Source organism: Streptomyces sp. NPDC059851 (genome assembly GCF_042732005.1).
GTDB lineage: Bacteria > Actinomycetota > Actinomycetes > Streptomycetales > Streptomycetaceae > Streptomyces.
In genome coordinates this window covers 1-17,275 of the sequence record NZ_JBHWJJ010000160.1, presented here as the reverse complement: position 1 = coordinate 17,275, position 17,275 = coordinate 1, and the positions used below count along the sequence as shown (strand labels likewise).

The 17,275-nt window shown below is 72.4% G+C and carries 15 protein-coding genes and 1 pseudogene; 9 read left to right on the top strand and 7 right to left on the bottom strand.

The window, feature by feature from the left end:
- A pseudogene (locus ACFV7Q_RS34120) lies at positions 1-377 on the bottom strand (hypothetical protein); the annotation flags it as partial.
- Positions 378-541: 164 nt separating this feature from the next.
- Between ACFV7Q_RS34120 and ACFV7Q_RS34115 the strand changes: the two are divergent.
- Both ACFV7Q_RS34115 and ACFV7Q_RS34110 read left to right on the top strand, forming a co-directional pair.
- Positions 542-1,498 (top strand): aldo/keto reductase family oxidoreductase, encoded by a 957-nt coding sequence (locus ACFV7Q_RS34115; RefSeq protein WP_385434653.1) that lies wholly within the window; start codon positions 542-544, stop codon positions 1,496-1,498.
- A gap of 147 nt (positions 1,499-1,645) precedes the next feature.
- Positions 1,646-2,713: a PI-PLC domain-containing protein gene (locus tag ACFV7Q_RS34110; RefSeq protein ID WP_385434652.1), complete on the top strand. Its 1,068-nt coding sequence runs from the start codon at positions 1,646-1,648 to the stop codon at positions 2,711-2,713.
- Positions 2,714-2,788: 75 nt separating this feature from the next.
- On the opposite strand, the gene ACFV7Q_RS34105 is transcribed toward ACFV7Q_RS34110, so the two are convergent.
- Positions 2,789-4,039 carry a M20 family metallopeptidase gene (locus ACFV7Q_RS34105; RefSeq protein ID WP_385434650.1) on the bottom strand — a complete coding sequence of 417 codons (1,251 nt, stop codon included), beginning with the start codon at positions 4,037-4,039 and terminating at the stop codon, positions 2,789-2,791.
- Between the two features lie 415 nt (positions 4,040-4,454).
- Between ACFV7Q_RS34105 and ACFV7Q_RS34100 the strand changes: the two genes are divergently transcribed.
- The 3 genes from ACFV7Q_RS34100 to ACFV7Q_RS34090 all read left to right on the top strand — a co-directional run bounded on the left by ACFV7Q_RS34100 (position 4,455) and on the right by ACFV7Q_RS34090 (position 6,749).
- Complete coding sequence (locus ACFV7Q_RS34100; RefSeq protein ID WP_385434648.1) at positions 4,455-5,249, top strand: SDR family NAD(P)-dependent oxidoreductase; 795 nt, start codon at positions 4,455-4,457, stop codon at positions 5,247-5,249.
- A gap of 102 nt (positions 5,250-5,351) precedes the next feature.
- Positions 5,352-6,002 (top strand): GNAT family N-acetyltransferase, encoded by a 651-nt coding sequence (locus tag ACFV7Q_RS34095; protein ID WP_385434646.1) that lies wholly within the window; start codon positions 5,352-5,354, stop codon positions 6,000-6,002.
- Positions 6,003-6,086: 84 nt separating this feature from the next.
- Positions 6,087-6,749 carry a 2'-5' RNA ligase family protein gene (locus ACFV7Q_RS34090; protein WP_385434643.1) on the top strand — a complete coding sequence of 221 codons (663 nt, stop codon included), beginning with the start codon at positions 6,087-6,089 and terminating at the stop codon, positions 6,747-6,749.
- Between the two features lie 68 nt (positions 6,750-6,817).
- Here the strand turns inward: ACFV7Q_RS34090 and ACFV7Q_RS34085 are convergent, their stop codons facing one another.
- On the bottom strand, positions 6,818-7,534 hold the full coding sequence (locus ACFV7Q_RS34085) for a lytic polysaccharide monooxygenase (RefSeq protein ID WP_385434641.1): 717 nt from the start codon (positions 7,532-7,534) through the stop codon (positions 6,818-6,820).
- Positions 7,535-7,651: 117 nt separating this feature from the next.
- Positions 7,652-8,980 carry a fibronectin type III domain-containing protein gene (locus ACFV7Q_RS34080; RefSeq protein WP_385434639.1) on the bottom strand — a complete coding sequence of 443 codons (1,329 nt, stop codon included), beginning with the start codon at positions 8,978-8,980 and terminating at the stop codon, positions 7,652-7,654.
- A 697-nt stretch (positions 8,981-9,677) separates the two neighbouring features.
- Here ACFV7Q_RS34080 and ACFV7Q_RS34075 point away from each other — a divergent pair.
- Together ACFV7Q_RS34075 and ACFV7Q_RS34070 are read left to right on the top strand one after the other, a co-directional pair.
- On the top strand, positions 9,678-10,532 hold the full coding sequence (locus tag ACFV7Q_RS34075) for a papain-like cysteine protease family protein (protein ID WP_385434638.1): 855 nt from the start codon (positions 9,678-9,680) through the stop codon (positions 10,530-10,532).
- A 14-nt stretch (positions 10,533-10,546) separates the two neighbouring features.
- Positions 10,547-11,497: a hypothetical protein gene (locus tag ACFV7Q_RS34070; RefSeq protein ID WP_385434636.1), complete on the top strand. Its 951-nt coding sequence runs from the start codon at positions 10,547-10,549 to the stop codon at positions 11,495-11,497.
- 72 nt (positions 11,498-11,569) lie between these two features.
- Here ACFV7Q_RS34070 and ACFV7Q_RS34065 read toward each other — a convergent pair whose 3' ends face one another.
- Together ACFV7Q_RS34065 and ACFV7Q_RS34060 are read right to left on the bottom strand one after the other, a co-directional pair.
- Positions 11,570-12,073 carry an RICIN domain-containing protein gene (locus ACFV7Q_RS34065; protein WP_385434634.1) on the bottom strand — a complete coding sequence of 168 codons (504 nt, stop codon included), beginning with the start codon at positions 12,071-12,073 and terminating at the stop codon, positions 11,570-11,572.
- A gap of 104 nt (positions 12,074-12,177) precedes the next feature.
- Positions 12,178-12,816, bottom strand: a complete 639-nt coding sequence (locus ACFV7Q_RS34060; RefSeq protein WP_385434632.1) for a hypothetical protein — start codon at positions 12,814-12,816, stop codon at positions 12,178-12,180.
- Positions 12,817-13,215: 399 nt separating this feature from the next.
- Between ACFV7Q_RS34060 and ACFV7Q_RS34055 the strand changes: the two genes are divergently transcribed.
- Positions 13,216-14,091, top strand: a complete 876-nt coding sequence (locus tag ACFV7Q_RS34055) for an RICIN domain-containing protein (protein ID WP_385434630.1) — start codon at positions 13,216-13,218, stop codon at positions 14,089-14,091.
- A gap of 29 nt (positions 14,092-14,120) precedes the next feature.
- On the opposite strand, the gene ACFV7Q_RS34050 is transcribed toward ACFV7Q_RS34055, so the two are convergent.
- Positions 14,121-15,119, bottom strand: coding sequence for a glycoside hydrolase family 43 protein (locus ACFV7Q_RS34050; protein WP_385434628.1), 999 nt, complete (start codon positions 15,117-15,119; stop codon positions 14,121-14,123).
- A gap of 865 nt (positions 15,120-15,984) precedes the next feature.
- Here ACFV7Q_RS34050 and ACFV7Q_RS34045 point away from each other — a divergent pair.
- On the top strand, positions 15,985-16,752 hold the full coding sequence (locus ACFV7Q_RS34045; RefSeq protein ID WP_385434626.1) for a CAP domain-containing protein: 768 nt from the start codon (positions 15,985-15,987) through the stop codon (positions 16,750-16,752).
- Positions 16,753-17,275 lie beyond the last annotated feature (523 nt).

Below are 17,275 nucleotides of genomic sequence, written 5' to 3'. Positions count from 1 at the left end.
GTGCCTTCGCCCTTCTTGCCCGTCCCGCCCTTGCCGGGAGGCGGGCCGCAAGGGGCCTTGACGCACTGCCACTCCTGCGTCTTGGGGAGCTTCACACCGGTGTTCCCGGAGGAGGCGCCGCCGGGACGGTTCTCGCCCCCCTCGCCTTGGCCCTTCTTGTCCTGCTCGTCGGGGACGACCTGGATGGCGTTCTCGCGTTCGCCGGTGTGGAGCAGGTTGGACGTGCGGCCGCCGTCGATGTCGTCGCGGCCCACCGTGACCGTGTGCGGGGTCGTGGCGGCGGCGAAGGCCGTCGTCGGGACCACGGCGCCTCCCGCGACCATCGCGGCGGCGGCGGCGAACAGGACGAGACGCTTCTTGCGCAGGGGGTGGGTCATGGTGTTCTCCTCCGGTGAGAGACGAAAGGGGTGGTTCCAGTACGCCCCGTCCCGCGCACCACGTCAGGCCCCTGGAACTCGGGACTTGACAGACGTGCCTTCCCCCGACGCCTCCCGAGCCGACGTGCGCGGGACGCGGCTCGGGAAGGCCGTAAGGTCGGGGGGTGACGAGGAACGCGAACGCGAGGACGAGCCGGCCGCTGTACGGGTGCATGGGCCTGGGCGGAACCTGGGGGCCCGAACCCTACGGCTCCGCGGAGATCGCGGCTGCGGAGGCGGCGGTCACCGCGGCCCTGGAGATCGGGATCACCGCCTTCGACCACGCCGACATCTACCGCCACGGCAAGTCCGAGGCGGTCTTCGGTGAGCTCCTCGCCCGCGACGCCGGGCTGCGCTCCCGGATCACGATCCAGACCAAGTGCGGGATCCGCCTGGCCGACGGCGAGCGCCCCGGCATCTACGACCTGCGCGGCAAGACCCTGCTGCGCCGGGTCGAGGAGAGCCTCACTCGGCTGCGCACCGACGTGATCGACGTCCTGCTGCTGCACCGTCCGGACCCCCTCGCCGACCCCGACGACATCGCCGAAGCCCTGGCCTCCCTGCACGCCCAGGGTCTGGTGCGCCGGTTCGGCGTCTCCAACATGGGGGCGGCGCAGATCGCGGCGCTCCAGGCGCGGCTGGGGCTGCCGCTCGTGGTCAACCAGCTGGAAATGAGCCTCCACCGGCGCGACTGGGTCGAGGCCGGGGTCCTGCTGAACACCCCCGCGGCGGCGTCCAACGGCTTCCCCTTCGGGACCCTCGAACACTGCCGCGACCACGGCATCCAGCTACAGGCCTGGGGTGCGCTGGCGCAGGGACGGTTCACCGGGCGGCAGGAGACCCCGCAGGAGCGGGCGACGGCGGAGCTGCTCGCAGCACTGGCCGAACGCAAGCAGGTGACTCCGGAGGCGGTCCTGCTGTGGTGGCTCCAGCGGCACCCGGCCGGGATCTCACCGGTGATCGGCACCTCCGATCCGGCGCGGATCCGGGCTTGCCGGCAGGCGGTCGGCCGGCTGCCGGAGCTGGACCACGAGGAGTGGTACGCCCTCTGGCTCGCAGCCCGCGGCGAGCCCCTGCCCTAGGTGGGCCCCGCCCCCCTGAGGGTCCCGGGCTGCGGGGTGGGCTCCTGGCCCGGGGAGGCGGTCCGGCAGGCGGCGGGCGGCGTCGTATTTCGGCCGGGCGCGTCCGCGGGGGCGCGGATCACCGGCACGCGCGCTACCCTCCGCGGCATGATTGGCATGAACATGCTGCGGCTGCGAAGAAGCGGCCGGACCTCATTGGTGTGCCTCCTCCTGCTGGCCCTCCTCGGCACGGCCACCGCCGCGACCGCCTCGACCCCGGGCCGCAGTCCCGTGGCCGCGCCCGCCTCCGTCACCGCCTCCGCCGGCACGCACGCGGCCGGGGCCGCGGCCGCCCGCTGGGGCGAGCGCCGCCTCGACGAGGTCGCCTTCCTGACCACCCACAACGCCTTCACCAACTACGAGGACTCCCGCTGGAGTTCGGTGAACCAGGCCGAGTCCGTGCGCCACCAGCTCGACAACGGCGTCCGCGGCATCAGCCTGGACACCCACTGGTACGAGCGCAGCACCTGGCTGTGCGTCATCAGCTTCGGCAGCGACTGCTACCCCAGCGACGTGTACCTGTGCCACGGCGACTGCAAGACGTTCGCCGGCGCCACGTACGCCCTGCCGCGCCAGTCCTTCCACGGCACGATGCAGACCTTGGTGGACTTCCTCGCCGCCCACCCCCAGGAGGTCGTGACCGTCTTCCTGGAGGACTACGTCAGCGCCGGGCAGCTCCAGCAGTCCCTCGGCCGGGTACGGGGCCTGCCCGAGCTGCTGTTCCGTGCCGACGAGTGGGGCGTACGGCAGCACGGGTGGCCGAAGGTCGCCGACATGGTCACGGCCGGCAAGCGCCTGCTGATCTTCTCCGACCGGTCCGACCGCGAGCACCTGGGCGTCATGTACGACAGGTCCTGGACGGTCAGCAACTACTGGAGCCTCGGGGACCTGGGCAACGACCTCGCGTGCGTCAGCCGCTGGCCCGACGTGCCCCTGGACCGCCGGGAGCCCGGATTCCGGCGGCTGTTCACCATGAGCCACCACCGCAACGTGCCCACCGTCCTCACGGCCGCCCTCGACAACGGCAGCAAGCTGCGGAACCGCATCGCCGAGCAGTGCCGGCAGGCCGCCGGGGGCCGCACCCCGAACTTCGTGTCCGTCGACTTCCACCGGCTCTCGGACGGCAGCGGCCACACGCCCGCCTCGATCGTCGGGGAGCTCAACGCGAGCCCCTGAACCCCTGAGCCCCTGAGCCCCCGAGCCCCCGAGCCCCCGAGCCCCCGAGGAACGGTGTGGCCGCGGGTCGCGCGGTCACACCGGCGCGGCTCCGCCGTCCCCTCCCCCGGCCAGGTGGTGCAGGGCGACGGCCGCGTGCACGGCGATGCCGGTGGCCATGGCCCCCTCGTCGAAGACGACGTGGTTGGAGTGGCAGTCCGGGGCGTCCTCGGCCGGGACGGAGGGCGGCCGCGCGCCGAGCACGCCCATCACGCCGGGCACCCGCTCCAAAACGTAGCTGAAGTCCTCCGCCCCCATGACCGGTTCGGGGAGCTCCCGGACCACGTCGGGGCTGACGCTCGCGGCGGCCACGGCGACCGTCCGGGCGAACGCGGCGTCGTTGTGCAGTGCGGGATAGCCCTCGATCAGGTCGATGTCCGCCTCCGCGCCGTGCGCGGCCGCCACGTGGCGGGCCACCCTCTCGATGCCCTCGCGCAGCCGGGCCCGGGCCTGCGGGCCCAGGGTGCGGAAGGTGCCGTGCAGCGCGGCGGTCTCCGGGATGATGTTGGTGGTGGTGCCGGCCTGGATGCGGGTGATGGTCACGACGGCCGGGTCGAAGACGTCCACGGTGCGGGTGACGAGGGTCTGCAGCGCCTGCACGATCGCACAGGCCACGGGAACGGGGTCGAGGGCGACGTGCGGGGTGGAGGCGTGCCCGCTCCGGCCGCGGACCGTGATGTGGATCTGGTCCGAGGCCGCGTAGGTCGGACCGGACCGCAGGTTCAGGGTGCCGCTCTCGAAGCGCGTCGCGACGTGGAGTGCGAAGGCGGCGTCCGCACCGTGCCCGGCGGGCGTGTCGAGTACGCCTTCGTCGATCATGAACTGGGCGCCGCCGCCGCTCTCCTCGGCGGGCTGGAACATGAACACCACGTTCCCGCTCAGCTCCGCGCGCCGCGCGGAGAGCAGCCGGGCGGCGCCCACGAGCATCGCGGTGTGCAGGTCGTGGCCGCAGGCGTGCATGGCACCGGGCACGCCGGAGGCGAACTCCAGACCGGTGTCCTCCTGCTGGGGCAGGGCGTCCATATCGCCCCGGAGCAGCATCGTGCGGCCGGGACGCGCGCCGTGCAGGGTCGCGGTGACGGAGCTGAGCCGCTCTCCCGTGGTGACGGTCAGCGGCAGCCCGGCCAGGGCGTCGAGGACCGTGCGCTGGGTGCGCGGCAGGTGCAGGCCCAGCTCCGGGGCCCGGTGGAGGGACCGGCGTACGTCGATCACCCCGGGCAGCAGCGCTTGGGCCTCCCGGAGCAGTGCGCCCGGCTCCGGCAGCCGGAGCAGGGACTCGGCGGTCATGCCCGCGCCCCCGTCCGGACGTCCTCACCGGGCACGGAGAGGAGGGCCGCACCCCTGGCCCGCGCTGCGTGACCGGGGCCGGCGCGGCCGCCGGCGCGCGGGGCGGGACAGGGGTCGAGCTCGGCCGGAACGCCGGCCGGCAGGGCCAGGCACACGGAGCACCTCCACGCGACGGACGGGGGCGGGGCGAGCGGCCGACCGCCGCCCTGCCGGGCCCGGCGGGACGCCCGGGCCGCTCCGGATCCTGCCCGCGCCGGCCCCGTACCACGCCGGGACGTCGGGAAAGCCACCCGGCCCGGCGTCGGGCCGCCCGGGCGCCGGGCCGGGTCCGGCAGGCGGCGGGGCCGGTGGTGTCCGTGGCCGGGGGCCCGTCGGCCGACCGTGTCGCGCCGGAACGGCCGGGTAGGCGCTCGCCATGAACGAGACCAATCCGCTGGCCGTCGTCACCGGTGCCTCCAGTGGCATCGGTCTCGAACTCGCCAGGCAATTCGCGCAGCACGGGTACGACCTGCTGATCACCGCCGAGGACGCCGAGCTCGCGGCGGCCGCGGCCGCACTGGACGACTACGGCACGGAAGTGCACTCCGTACGGACCGACCTCACGACCTTCGAAGGGGTCGAGGAGCTGCACCGGAACATCACGGCCACCGGGCGACCGGTCGCGGCTGTCGCCCTCAATGCCGGAGTGGGGCGGGGCGGCGCGTTCCTGGACACGGACCTCGCCGACGAGCAACGCATCATCGACCTCAACATCACCTCGACGGTGCACCTGGCCAAACGCATCCTGCCCGCCATGGTGGAGGACGGCCACGGCAGGGTCCTCATGACCTCGTCCATCGCATCGACCATGCCGGGCCCCTTCCAGGCCGTCTACAACGCGTCCAAGTCGTTCGTGCAGTCCTTCGCCCAGGCCCTGGCCAATGAGCTCAAGGACACCGGCGTCACGGTGACGGCGCTGATGCCGGGCCCGACCGACACCGAGTTCTTCGAGCGGGCCGACATGCTCGACACCAAGGTCGGGACGGCGGACAAGGACGACCCCGCCCCGGTCGCGGCCCAGGCGTTCGACGCGCTGATGGCGGGCAAGACCAAGATCGTCGCGGGGTCGGTGAAGACGCGGCTGCACGGCCTGGCGAACCGCGTCCTGCCCGACGGCGCCAAGGCGCAGGCGCACCGGCGGATGGCCGAACCCGGCTCGTCCGACCAGTGACCGGCGGGGGCGCGCGGCGGAGAGGGCCCTGAGCGGGTGATGCCCTTGGCGCGTCCCGTAGGGGGCACCGGGGCGCGGGCGCCGGACGTCTAGCGTGGGCGCGTGAACGCAGGTACCTCGTTGCCGTCGGCCGCGTACGGGATCCGGTGGGCCCGGCCCGCCGAATCGGGCGCCGTCGCCGCGCTCCTGGCCCTGTCCTTCGCCGACGACCCGGTGATGGGGTGGATGGTCCCCGACCGGTCCGGCCGACAGCCGAGGATCGCCCGGTACTTCGGGCTCGCCCAGCGGCAACAGCGGCCACGGGACGGCGCCGTCCGGGTGGCCGCCACCGCCGACGGCAGGCTGCTGGCCGCCGCGCTGTGGTCGGGCCCCGGCCGCTGGAAGACCTCCCCGCTGCGGGAACTGGCTGCGATGCCGACCTACGCCCGCGTCTTCGGCCTCCGCGGGATGCCGCGCGCCGCCGGTGTCCAGAACGCCCTCCACGGGGCCCACCCCGACGCACCGCATTGGTACCTGCTGGCCATCGGCACCGACCCGGACGTCCGGGGGGCGGGGATCGGCTCCGCGCTCCTGCACCAGCAGCTGGACCGCTGCGACCGGCTCGGGCAGTCCGCGTACCTCGAATCGAGCAATCCCTCGAACGTGCCGTTCTACGAGCGGTTCGGCTTCCGCACCACGACCCCGATCCACCTGCCCGACGGCGGCCCGACCGTCTGGCCCATGTGGCGCACCCCCGGCCCCCACCGGCCCTAGCCAGAACCGCAACCAGAACCGCAACCAGAACCAGAACCAGAACCAGCACGGGAACTGCTCCGCAACGGGCGGCATCATGGAGTGGTGAACCCGTTCGCGGGCGGCGGTGGCACGAGGGGCGCATCCGGCACCCCGAGTACCTCCGGCTTCCTCGATGCCGCGCCCACGCCGCGGACCGCCGTTGCGTGGCTCCCGCCGGTCGGGCTGTGGCCGCCCATCCAGGCGATCCGGGCGGTGCACGACCCCCAGATCCGGCGGTGGCCGCCGCACGTGAACCTGGTCTTCGGCTTCGTCCCGGAGTCCGAATTCCCCCTGGCCGCTCCCCTGCTGGCCGCCGCGGCCGCCGAATCGGAGCCGTTCGGCATCCGCCTCAGCGGGGTCCGCTTCTTCCGCCACCGCTCGTACTCGACCGTGTGGCTCGACCCCGCTGCGGACGGGCAGGCCCCCTGGACCGCCCTTCAGCGGGACCTAACCGAGCCCTTCCCCCGCTGCCGCGACCGCTTCCCCCGCTTCACGCCCCACCTGTCGCTCGGGCGTACGCGCACCCCACGGCCCCTGGCTGCGGACTGTGCGGCCCGCCTGGGCAGCTCGGCCGCGCGGGTGGAGGAGGTCGTACTGCTCTCCCGCCGCGGGGAGGGGCCCATGCGGGCCCGGGCCGCGGTCTCCCTCGGTACGGGTGCACTGCGCTGGTACCCGGACCCCGGCGACGGCGACGGCGACAGCGGCGGCGGCGATGGCGAGCCGTAGGCACGCAGTGGATGGGCTCCGGGCCCGGGTGGGGGCGCCCGGCCCGGAGCCCTCCCGTCGGCGTCCGCCTACGCGAAGGTGACGTCCGAGCAGGAGTAGAAGGCCTCCTCGCTCTGGAAGGAGCCGTCGGGTCGCTTCAGCCCGTGCCAGACCGTGTAGATCAGGTGCTTGCCCTTCTTCTGCGGGAGCACCGCCTTGAACGTGAAGGCCTTGGACCCGAGGAAGCCCGTGGGCGCCGCCGTGGCCGCGGTGTTGTCCGCGCTGAGGAACGGGGTGTCCTCCAGGTCCGACCACTTCAGCGGCTTCTTCGGGTCGTAGCCGTCCTTGGTGACGTACATCTCCATGCGGTACGGGTTGTGCAGCGCGCTGATGTCGTAGCGCAGGTCGTACTCCGCGCCGCTGGGCAGCGTCGTGGAGGGGAAGTCGTCCCGGGCGAGGTCCAGGCCGGAGAACTGCGCGTTGCCGGCGCTGCACAGCTTGCCGTCCGGGATGCGGGCGCGGTGCTGCGGGGAGGAGGTGGGCGTGCTGTGGTCGATGGCCCGGCCCTGGACGATCGACTTCCAGTCTCCGGGGATGCCGGGGCTCTGGGCGAGGGCCAGACGGCAGGCCTCGCTCGCCTTCGGGTTCTTCGTGCAGGCCACGCTGCGGCTCACCGGGTCGGCGGTGGCGCCGTGGGCCGAGGCGGGCGCGGAGCCGAGGGTGGAGACGGCGAGGGGCAGAACGACTAGCGCCGTGAGGCGCAGCGCGGTGGTGCGGCGGGCCGCCGCGGGGCGGGGCGTGCTCATGAGGGGGATGCTCCTGGTCATGGGGTCGGACGTGCGCGGTCGGGGGCGGGCGGGCGTCGGCCGCCGGACTTCGGCGTCAGCCGCCGGACTTCGGCGGTAGCCACCGGACTTCGGCGGTCAGCCGCTGGTCTTCACGGTCAGCTCGCGGGAGAACGCACCCCACTTGCCGTCGCCGAGCCGCGCGCGGATCTTCACGGTGTAGGTCGTGCCGGGGTGGGCGCCGACGAGCACCTCGCGGGAAGCCTTCGACGTGGGCACGGGCAGCACCGGGTCGGCCGTGCCCCACATGAACGTCTGGGCGGGCTTGCCGTTCAGGTAGACCTGGTAGGTGGTGACCTGTCCGACGCCCTGCGGAACGGACCAGGCGAGGTTCAGGTAGTGCTGGGTGACGGCGCCGTCCTGCTTCGTGGCGGTGGTGGCGGCGAAGTCTCCGGGGGCGCCGGCGCCGCCGTTCCCGTCGGGCGCCGCCGCCGTCGTCACCGGCACCTCGCGGGTCGGGCCGGACTCCTTGCCGGAGGCGTCGACGGCGGTGACCTTGAACCGGTAGGCGGTGCTCGGGGTCAGGCCGGCGACGGTGGCCGAGGTGCTCTTGCCGTCCGCCTCCTGGACCCGCGTGCCGTTGCGGTAGATGCGGTATCCGGTGACGGCGACGTCGTCGGTCGCCGCGTGCCAGCGCAGGGAGGCCTGGTACGGGCCGGAGGCGGTCACTTCGAGGTCCGCGGGCATCACCGGCGCGGCCTTGTCCTGGCCGGGGGCCGCGTGCGTGGTGAGCACGATGTCCCTGCTGAAGCCGGTGGTGCGGCCGTCCGTGCGGACGGCACGGACCTTGAACGCGTAGCGGGTGGCGGGGGCCAGCCGCTCGATGTCCACCATGGTGCCCTTGACGCTCTTGACCTGCTTGCCGTCCTGGAACACCTCGTAGCGCTCGACCTCTGCTCCGCCCGCGGGCGGCTTCCACATCAGGTGGACGGCGGTGTGGTCCTTGACGAAGGAGCCGCTGTCGGCGGGTACGGAGGTGCTGGTACCGGTGTCGCTGCCGGTCGGGCCGCTCACCCGGCATCCGGTGATCTTGGGGATGCCCTTGCCGGAGGGGTTGATCCCGACCTTGACCGCCCGGTTGCCCCCGGCCGCCACGTCGGCGCGGTCACCGATCGGCTTGACGGTGACGTGCTTGCCGTCCTGGCGCAGTTCGTACGCCCAGGGGTTGCCGATGGTGACCTGCCCCTGCGACACGTCGAACTCGGCGGTCCAGCCCCGCACGGGCCGGTCTCCCCGGTTGGCCAGGGAGACCTCGGCGGACGCCCACCACACGGTGGCCTGGTCCGCGACGCGGCAGGCGGCGCTGAGGTCGCCTTCCTCTCCGGCATTGGCGGCCACGGGGATGACGACGGAGCCGACCCCGACGACCACGGCCGCACAGGCCAGGGCAATTCGCTTTCGGGACATCAAAAACCTCTTGGTAGAGCCGATCCGCCGGGTGCGGCGGCGGCATCGGAAGCCTCGGTCAACACCCGTGACCCTAAGGGCCCATTGGGCTTCGAATGGGCTGCCCAGGGTTCACCGGGCCTTTGTTATCCGTCCCTTAAGGTCCGGATAGGGCGCCCTTGATTCCCCACCCGCGCACATCGACGGTCCGAGTACGGCGGGTCACGCTCCGTCCCGTTCTCGGCGAAGCGGTCTCCATTGAGAAATACATGGAGAGTCACGCGGCATGTACAGACGGCGATTTGACGGTGTGCCGGGTCGCGCCACGAAGGGATGCAGACCGTCAAGTTCACGTAAAGTCCGCGCGCCATCAAGCCGTCGAGATGGACTGGACCAGCACCGCGCACTCCCACAACTCAGCCTAGCCGCATGTGAATTGACGCTCCATCACTTCCCCTCGTCCAATTGTTGAATGGGCGACATCTTTGCGCGTAGAGCAACCTCGTTCAAATCACCCTTTCTCTCTGGCAGGATTCCCGGCACCCCATCCAATCGAGGAATGCGGTGCCGATATGCCCGGACACGGAAGCGTGGCCGGGCATCGGCACGACAGCCGTGCAGTGCCGTCCGCAGCGGCACCGCACAGGCGGGCGGAGCCCAGCGTCCGCCCGCGGGTCACCCCCCTCTCGGTTCAAGGAGCACGATGCACAAACGTCGCATGTCCCGCCGTAAGAAGGCGCTGATAGCCGCGACCACCGCGGCCCTCTCCGGCGGCCTCCTGTTCGGCTTCGGTGCCTTCGCCCAGGCCGACACGGTCAGCGGCACCGTCTACGGCGGGCAGGGCAACTACCAGACGGTCAACCACCGGGCCCAGCCGTCCCTCTCGGCCCAGATCAAGGGCTCCTCCAAGGTCGGCGCCAGGATCCAGATGTCCTGCCGCACCACCGGGGACACCGTGGAGAACAACTCCCGGTGGATCTACACGGGCTCCTACTACATGGCCGACGCGTTCATCCGCGAGAACACCACCGGCCTGCCCGTCTGCGGCTCGACCCCGAACCCGAAGCCGACCAAGCCCAACCCCGGCCCCACGACCGCGAAGTCGTTGAACATCGACATGCAGAAGCAGGTCAGGACCCAGTGGTGCTGGGACGCCTCGGGCGTGACCATCGCCAAGTACTGGGGCCGCAACGTCACCCAGGAGCGGTTCTGCCAACTCGCCGCCCAGGGGACGTGGGTGAACTGCAACAACCAGCCGGCAACGCTGGAGGACATGGCCAACGGCCTGGCCAAGCTGGGGCTGGGCAACAGCGGTCGCAGCCTGTACCGCAACGCTTCGTTCAACGAGTCGGTCACCGAGATCTCCTCGGGCCGGCCGTTCGCCGTCCGGTTCGGCTGGCGCAGCGGTGGCGGCCACATGAACGTCATCTACGGCTATGACAGCGCCACCAACATGATCGCGGTCGGTGACCCGTGGCAGACCACCCAGACGTACACGTGGTGGAACTACTCCACCTACGTGAACAACAACTCGTTCCAGTGGACCCACTCCCGGGTCGGCATCCAGGGCTGAGGAAAGGACCGACCATGCACACCCTGCAGACCATGCGGCGCATCAGGCACACAGCGGTCCGGGCAGCCGTCCTGGCCACCACCGCCCTCGCCGCCACCCTGTGCGGAAACGTTTCCGCGCACGGTGCGGACGGCGACGGGATCGCGGGCTACCAGTCCGCCCAGCAGACCCTGCGCAGCGACCAGGTCCGGGACACCGTCTCCCGCTTCCTGGTGCAGACCCGGCAGGCGGGCAGTCCCGCCTCCGCGGACGGTGGGACCCGGGGCGGCCCGGGCAGCGCACCCGCCGCTCCCGCCGCGCCGCCCCGGTACGACCTCAAGGACCCGGTGCCGATGTTCGAGATCAGCCCGGAGTTCGTGGCCGGAAAGACGCAGAGCACCCCGCAGACCGCGCTGCGGCTCTCCTACCTGGCCTCCCGGGTGAACGCTTCGGACGGCCGCCCCGCCTCCGTACTGCTCGCACCCCAGGGGAACCCCTCCTCCCCGGGCAGCGCCCCGCAGAACCCGGGCGCCGAAGGCTGGCAACTGGCCGGCATCCGCGACGGGGACAAGGACCTCAGCCTCGCCGAACGCGGCACGCCGCAGGCCCGCGTCTTCACCGAGCCGCAGATCCACGCCTGGTACCGGCTGACCGCCGACGGCATGGTGGAGCCGCTCAACGAGGAGGCGAACACCGGCCTCGGCGGCAAGGGCTCCCTCTCCCTCGCCGCGTACCAGAAGCTGGTGTCCGCCCGGTACGGGGACAAGCTGCCCGGCTCGGAGTACGACCGCAAGGGCTTGGCCGGCGGCTACGCCGACCTCGCGGAGGACCAGGCGGACCAGCCGGCCCCAGCGGCCGCCGCATCCGAGGGGACCGGGGACGGGGCCAAAGGGCAGCTGGTGGCCCTCACCGGGGCCGCCTCCCTGGCGGCGGTCGGTGGTGCGGCGGTGTACGTGCACCGCCGGCGGGCGGCCTCCACCCGCTGACCCTTCCTCATGCCGAACCGGCGCCCGCCCACCGGGAGTGGGCGGGCGCCGTCGTCCTCCTGCCGTCCGGCCTCAGCGCCAGGTCTGGTACGGGCTCTTCTGGCTGTGGGTTCCGCACGGGAAGGTGCGCAGGTGATGGGCCTGGCTGTCGTCCAGGCACAGACCGGTCTGCTGGTTCTTGAGCTCGACCGCGCCGTCCGGGTAGCGGTGGACGAACCAGCTCTGGTCCTTGGCCTTGTCGCAGGGATGCGGCGTGACCCGGCCCGTCGGGCTGTCGGTCAGGCACCTGCCCGTCTTGACGTTCCGCAGTTCACGGGTGCCGTCGGCCCACCGGTGGACGTTCCACTTCTGGTGGTCGTTGCCCAGGCAGGTGTAGGTGCGCATCCCGTGCTCGCTGTCGTCCAGGCAGGCGGAGGTCGCGTCGTTGCGGAGGGTCTGGACGCTGTCCGGCGCAGCCGCGGGAACCGCGCCGGCCTCCGTGGTGGACGTGGCCGTGGCCAGCCCGGCGGCGAGCAGCGCGCACGCGAGCGCCGCGGCGGCCCGGAGCCTCTTCGCGGCCGTCGGAAGGGTGTTCATGGCTCTCCTCGGTGAGGGGGTGGGTCGGGTTCGGGGTGGTGCGGGTGGGAAGCAGCGCGGGGCGGTGGCGAACGCCCGCCCCGCGCGAAGGAGGGGTAGGCGGATCAGCCGACGATGTTGACGGGTCGGTAGGCGTGGTAGCCGTCGCGGCCGTTGACGCCGTAGGAGTGCTGCTTCCAGCGGGTACCGGCCCCGCCTGCCTGCTCGTAGGACTTGTAGACGGTGCGGGCGCTGTTCGCCCAGCCGTCGAAGATCACGACGTGGCGGCGGTCGGCGCTGTTGCTGTTGGCCTTGATGACCAGGTCGCCGGGGGCGAGGTCCTTCATCGCGATCCGGCGCGTGAAGCCGTCGTTCTTCAGCGAGACGGTGTTGGGGCCGGGCTTCGGCAACCCGAGGGCCATGGAGACGTAACCGGAGCAGTCCTGGCGGTATCCGTCCTTCCACCGCTGGGTCTGGCTGTACGGCACGGGACGGCCGTTGTTGGCGGTCAGCCAGGTCTTGGCCCGTGCCAGCACCTGGTCACGGGTGATCCGGGGAGCCGCCTGGGCCGCCGGTGCCGCCGCTACGTCCTGACCCGCGTGGGGCGCGAGGGCGCTGCCGGCCGTCTCGGCGGACGCCCGGGCCGCCGCCGTGGCGGCCGGAGGAGCCGCGGGTGCGGGCGGCGCGGCCAGCACGAGGGATCCGGTGCACAGCATCGCCGTCAACGTCGCGGTGACCCAGCGACGGGTGGTCTTCTTGGACATACGCGTTCTCCTGGTTCTCGTGTTGCGTGTGTTGTTCACGCTGCTCGTGTTGCTGTTGTTACTGGTGTTGCTCGTTTGCTCACGTGCGCCGTTCACGGCGCACGGAGGGAGACACGGCGAGCCGCACGACCGGAGCGCGCGGCCGCCCGGAGCCCGGCCCGTACGGGCCGGTGACGGGCACCCGCAGCCGTGGGTGGCAGGCCGCGGTGCGGCGTTCGCACCGGCTGCAGGACCGGACGGGAAGGAGTCTGCGGCGGCCGGGAAGGCCGCCGCAACGCTGTCCCGTTTGCTTCAGCGATGTCGGGATCCCTAAGGTTCTGACCTGCTGGGACACGACCATCCCGGGACACGGGGCGGCCCGCCGGGGCATCGGCGTGCGGCCGCCGGAAGGGGGCGAGCATGACGGGGCCCGGCGGGCAGCAGCCCGGTGCGGGGCAGCAGTTGGGGAATGCGCTGAGGGAGCTGCAGCGGCGGTCCGGCCGCACGCTGCGTTCCCTGGAATCCGAGGTGATGATCAGCGACTCGTCGCTGTCGCGCTATCTGCGGGGCAGCACGGTCCCGCCCTGGGCGACCGTGCGCGACCTGTGCCGGGCCCTGGGCGCCGATCCCGCGGAGTACCGCGCCCTGTGGGAGGCGGCGGACCGGTGCCAGCCGAAGCCGCCGGCGGATCCGGCCGGCCCGGCTCCGGCGGCGGACACCCGGTGGCGCCGGTGGAGGCGTACCGCCGGCAGCTGGGCGCGGCACCGCTGGGCGTGGGCCGTGGGCGGGGCGTGTGCCGGGCTGGTCTGCGGCGGTGTGCTGGCCCCGTTCGTCCCGTGGCCGCCGGGCTCGGCACCCGCACGCGGGGCGGCCGCTCCGCAGGAGTCCGGGTCCGCGCATGGAGCGGGGGCCGGGCGGGGCGGGGCGGGGCTCGCCGACCACAACCGCATCTTCGTCAACCGCGTCACGGGCAACTGCCTGGACCACAGCCTCGACAAGGGGCTCCGATCGTTCGCACCCAACGGGCTGAGCTACCAGCGGTGGACGGTCCACCCGTATCCCGACGGCAGCAGCGAGCTGCGCAACCATGCAACGGGTGCCTGCCTGGACGACGGCGCCTCCGGGCTGCGAGGTGCGTCCTGCAGCAGGGCCGCGTCCCAGAAGTGGACGGTGACGGCCCTGGCGGACGCATCGGTGGAGGTCAGGAGCCGGGCCTCCGGCACCTGTCTGGACGACGGCGAGCAGGGGCTGCGGACCGTGCCCTGCGACGGCTCTGACGGCCAGAAGTGGGGATGAGGGAGGGAGAGCCCGGCTCCTCGCCCCGGTCAGGCGCGCGGTGTGCCGGGGGCGCCGCCGCGGACGAGGGGGCTGCCGTCCGCGAAGTCGAGACCGGCCGCGTACAGCAGGCGCCGGTCCGAGCCGTCGGGGCTCCAGCCGTGGAAGAGGATGCGGTCCCGGCCGTCAGGACCGGTCACGACGTCCTGCCCGCCGGGCCCGCGGACCGCTCCCCCGAGGGATTCGGTGGACATCAGCGGCTCCGGCGCCTTGGTGTACGGGCCCGTCAGGTGGTCGGCGACCGCGTATCCCGTCTTGTAGCGGTGGTCGGCGTAGGAGTCGGCCGAGTAGAAGAGCACGTAGCGGCCGTCGCGCCGCACCAGGGTCGGGGCCTCGACCAGCTGCCCCTCCCACGGGAGGTCCTGTCCGATCAGCGGGACGGGCTCGCCCGTCGTACGGGTGCCGTCCCAGGAGACGGGCTGCAGGTGGATCCGGGTGGCGAGCCCGCAGCAGTTGCCGTCGTTCTTCCACAGCAGGTACCGGCTGCGGCCCTCGGTGAAGCTCGCGGCGTCGATGGCACCGCCCTGCTCGGCCGGGCAGACCAACGGCCCCCCACCGGAGGGTTCGAACGGGCCGTCGGGCGAGGACGAGAGGGCGACGCCGATGCACTGCTTCCCGCTGGCCCGGTCACGGGCGGTGTAGTGCATGGTGAATCCGCGGCCGTTGGCGAAGACCTCCGGGGCCCACACCAGCGAACGCGTCGGCTCCGCCCAGTCCCCGAGCCGGGGCAGCGGGTCGGTGGCGACGGGCGCCCAGTGGACCAGGTCCGTGGACGTGGCGTGCTGGATGTTCGCGGCCTCGCCGTTGGTGGCGTAGGCGTGGTACGTACGGCCCACCTTCACGACATCCGGGTCGGGGAAGTTCCGGTCCAGTACCGGGGCGGCCGCGGCGGCCCGGGCGGGCGCCGCGCCGAGGAGGCCTGCGGCGAGCACTCCGGCGGCCGTGACGGCGACCGAGCGCACGAACCGGCGTACGACTGTGGGGAGCACGTGTCATCTCCTTGGAGCACGGGGAGTCTGCTTCGGGAAGGCCGTGCCTTCCACTTCGGACGGACCAACGCGCGAGGAGCCCGCAGGTAGCTGCTCCGGCCCGAGAGAGTGCGCGTGCGGGCGGCCACCGGGTGCCCCGCCGCCGCGACCGGCGGACCGGCGTACGGCGGTACCCCTCGGTGCGCAGGGTAGCCAGCACCACGCGCCGGCTGGGCGGGTCGGTGGGGAGCCGGCCAGCGTGACGGTGGTCAGGCCCCCGGCGCCGAAGAACTCTTCCAGGTCGTCCTGCCGCAGGAGGGGCGCCGCCGGCGAGCGGCCGTCCGCAATGCCGCCGGCCGTGCTGCCCGGGCGAGGGCTTCGCGCGTTCGGTTCCGCATCGCGGCGGATGGTGGCGGGGGCCGGAGCCGTGCGGTGGCCGGCCCGGGCAGGGGGGCCGAGGGCCACCGACCCGAGGAAGGCGGGTGGCGCTCCGACGGCCGGGCGGCTCCGGTTCCGTGACATACGTCACGACGCACGGGCCGAAAACGGAATCTTCGGACCCTGATCAGCCCGCCGACATTTCAGCACTTGTCCGTTTTGGAATCGACATTCCCCTCTCCGGTGGAATCGGAATCCGCGACGCCCCCACTGAATGCCGCGTTTTACCTGCTCCCGGCGCTTCTGGCCGGCCATCAGGCCCTTCCTAGAGCCGCCGCGCCACGGCCATACATGATCCCCGGCTCGTTTCAAGCCGCGTTCCGGATCTCTTATGCGCATTAGTAGCCGTAGCTTGCCAGGCCGTTGCCGGGCTTTTAAGAATGGCGACTCCTCCGGCACCTTGCCGTTCGAGTGCCGGAAGCTTCGCGATCACCGAATGAGGTCACGCATGCAGAAGCACCGGAAGAAGAAAAAGCACTACAGGAAAATAGCGATCGCCGTCGGGGCCCTCGGAATCGTGGGCGTGCCCACGGCCGCCATGGCCTGCCTCGGCGGGCAGGAGACCGGCCGTACGCAGCCCGTCGCCCGGCACGAGATGCGCCCCTGGCACGGCGCCCCCACCTTTACGCCGCCGAGCCTCCCGGCCTCCGAAGCGCCCGTGGCCCTCCCCACCCAGAGCAGCCCCCCGCCCGCCGAGAGCAGCCCGGAAGCGCCCGCACAGCCGGTGGTGCAGGCACCCCGGCCCGCGCAGCAGCAGCCGACGAGCAAGCCGGTCGTGAGCACGAAGCCGCAGGTGCAGGCACCTACGGCGCCGAAGCCGACCGCCGCTGCCCCGGCTTCCGGCGTCGCGGCCGAGATCCTCGCGCTCGTCAACCAGGAGCGTGCCGTGGTCGGTTGCCCGGCACTCACCATCAACGCCAAGCTGACGGCTGCCGCCCAGAGCCACACCGAGGACATGGCCGCGCACGCCAACATGTCCCACACGGGCTCCGACGGCTCCGACCCGGGCCAGCGCATCACCCGTGCCGGATACGCCTGGAGCACGTACGGCGAGAACGTCGCGTACGGCTACAGCACTCCCGCGGCGGTGATGGAGGGCTGGATGAACAGCCCCGGCCACAAGCGGAACATTCTCAATTGCTCCTTCAAGGAGATCGGTATCGGCTACGCGCAGCCGAACCATTACTGGACGCAGGATTTCGGCGCGGCCCGCTGACATACCGCCGCTGAAAAGCAGCGCACCGCGCGCGTGGAGGGGCGACCGGATTCCGGTCGCCCCTCCACGCGATCCGAACGGGGACGCGTCGACCGGGACGCGCACCTCGTTGCACATCACCACGACCGTAGCCGCGAAGGCCTCCAGGTCGATGCCCGCCGGCCCCGGCCGGTCCGCCGCGGGCTGTGCCACGGACACCACCGCCGAGGCGTCGACCCACGAGCACTCCGGCGACCAGCTGCGATCGCCCTCGTACGTCCTGAGCGTCACCCGGCACCGCAGCGGCACCGTTGACCCGGCCGGGGTGAGGGCGCACGGACCACCGCGGTGCGTTGCAACCCGTGGGGGCCGGGCGCCCGGCGCTCTAGGCCGGGGCGGGAAAGCAGAGCTGGGCTCAGCACCGGCTCAACGACTTCCCGGAGCCCTAAATGTTCTGTCCCGGGAGGTTGTGGACGGGTGATGCAGGTCTCGGTTGAGGGATCTTGAAATGGGTGAGGGCCTTCTGGCCTGGTGTGGATTGCGA

Excerpts from the sequence above, each read along its gene's own strand:
- ACFV7Q_RS34085 (WP_385434641.1), bottom strand. The coding sequence starts at position 7,534 with ATGAGCACGCCCCGCCCCGCGGCGGCCCGCCGCACCACCGCGCTGCGC.
- ACFV7Q_RS34075 (WP_385434638.1), top strand. The coding sequence starts at position 9,678 with ATGTCCCGCCGTAAGAAGGCGCTGATAGCCGCGACCACCGCGGCCCTC.
- ACFV7Q_RS34070 (WP_385434636.1), top strand. The coding sequence starts at position 10,547 with ATGCACACCCTGCAGACCATGCGGCGCATCAGGCACACAGCGGTCCGG.
- ACFV7Q_RS34100 (WP_385434648.1), top strand. The coding sequence starts at position 4,455 with ATGAACGAGACCAATCCGCTGGCCGTCGTCACCGGTGCCTCCAGTGGC.
- ACFV7Q_RS34080 (WP_385434639.1), bottom strand. The coding sequence starts at position 8,980 with ATGTCCCGAAAGCGAATTGCCCTGGCCTGTGCGGCCGTGGTCGTCGGG.
- ACFV7Q_RS34065 (WP_385434634.1), bottom strand. The coding sequence starts at position 12,073 with ATGAACACCCTTCCGACGGCCGCGAAGAGGCTCCGGGCCGCCGCGGCG.
- ACFV7Q_RS34110 (WP_385434652.1), top strand. The coding sequence starts at position 1,646 with ATGATTGGCATGAACATGCTGCGGCTGCGAAGAAGCGGCCGGACCTCA.
- ACFV7Q_RS34055 (WP_385434630.1), top strand. The coding sequence starts at position 13,216 with ATGACGGGGCCCGGCGGGCAGCAGCCCGGTGCGGGGCAGCAGTTGGGG.
- ACFV7Q_RS34045 (WP_385434626.1), top strand. The coding sequence starts at position 15,985 with ATGCAGAAGCACCGGAAGAAGAAAAAGCACTACAGGAAAATAGCGATC.
- ACFV7Q_RS34060 (WP_385434632.1), bottom strand. The coding sequence starts at position 12,816 with ATGTCCAAGAAGACCACCCGTCGCTGGGTCACCGCGACGTTGACGGCG.
- ACFV7Q_RS34105 (WP_385434650.1), bottom strand. The coding sequence starts at position 4,039 with ATGACCGCCGAGTCCCTGCTCCGGCTGCCGGAGCCGGGCGCACTGCTC.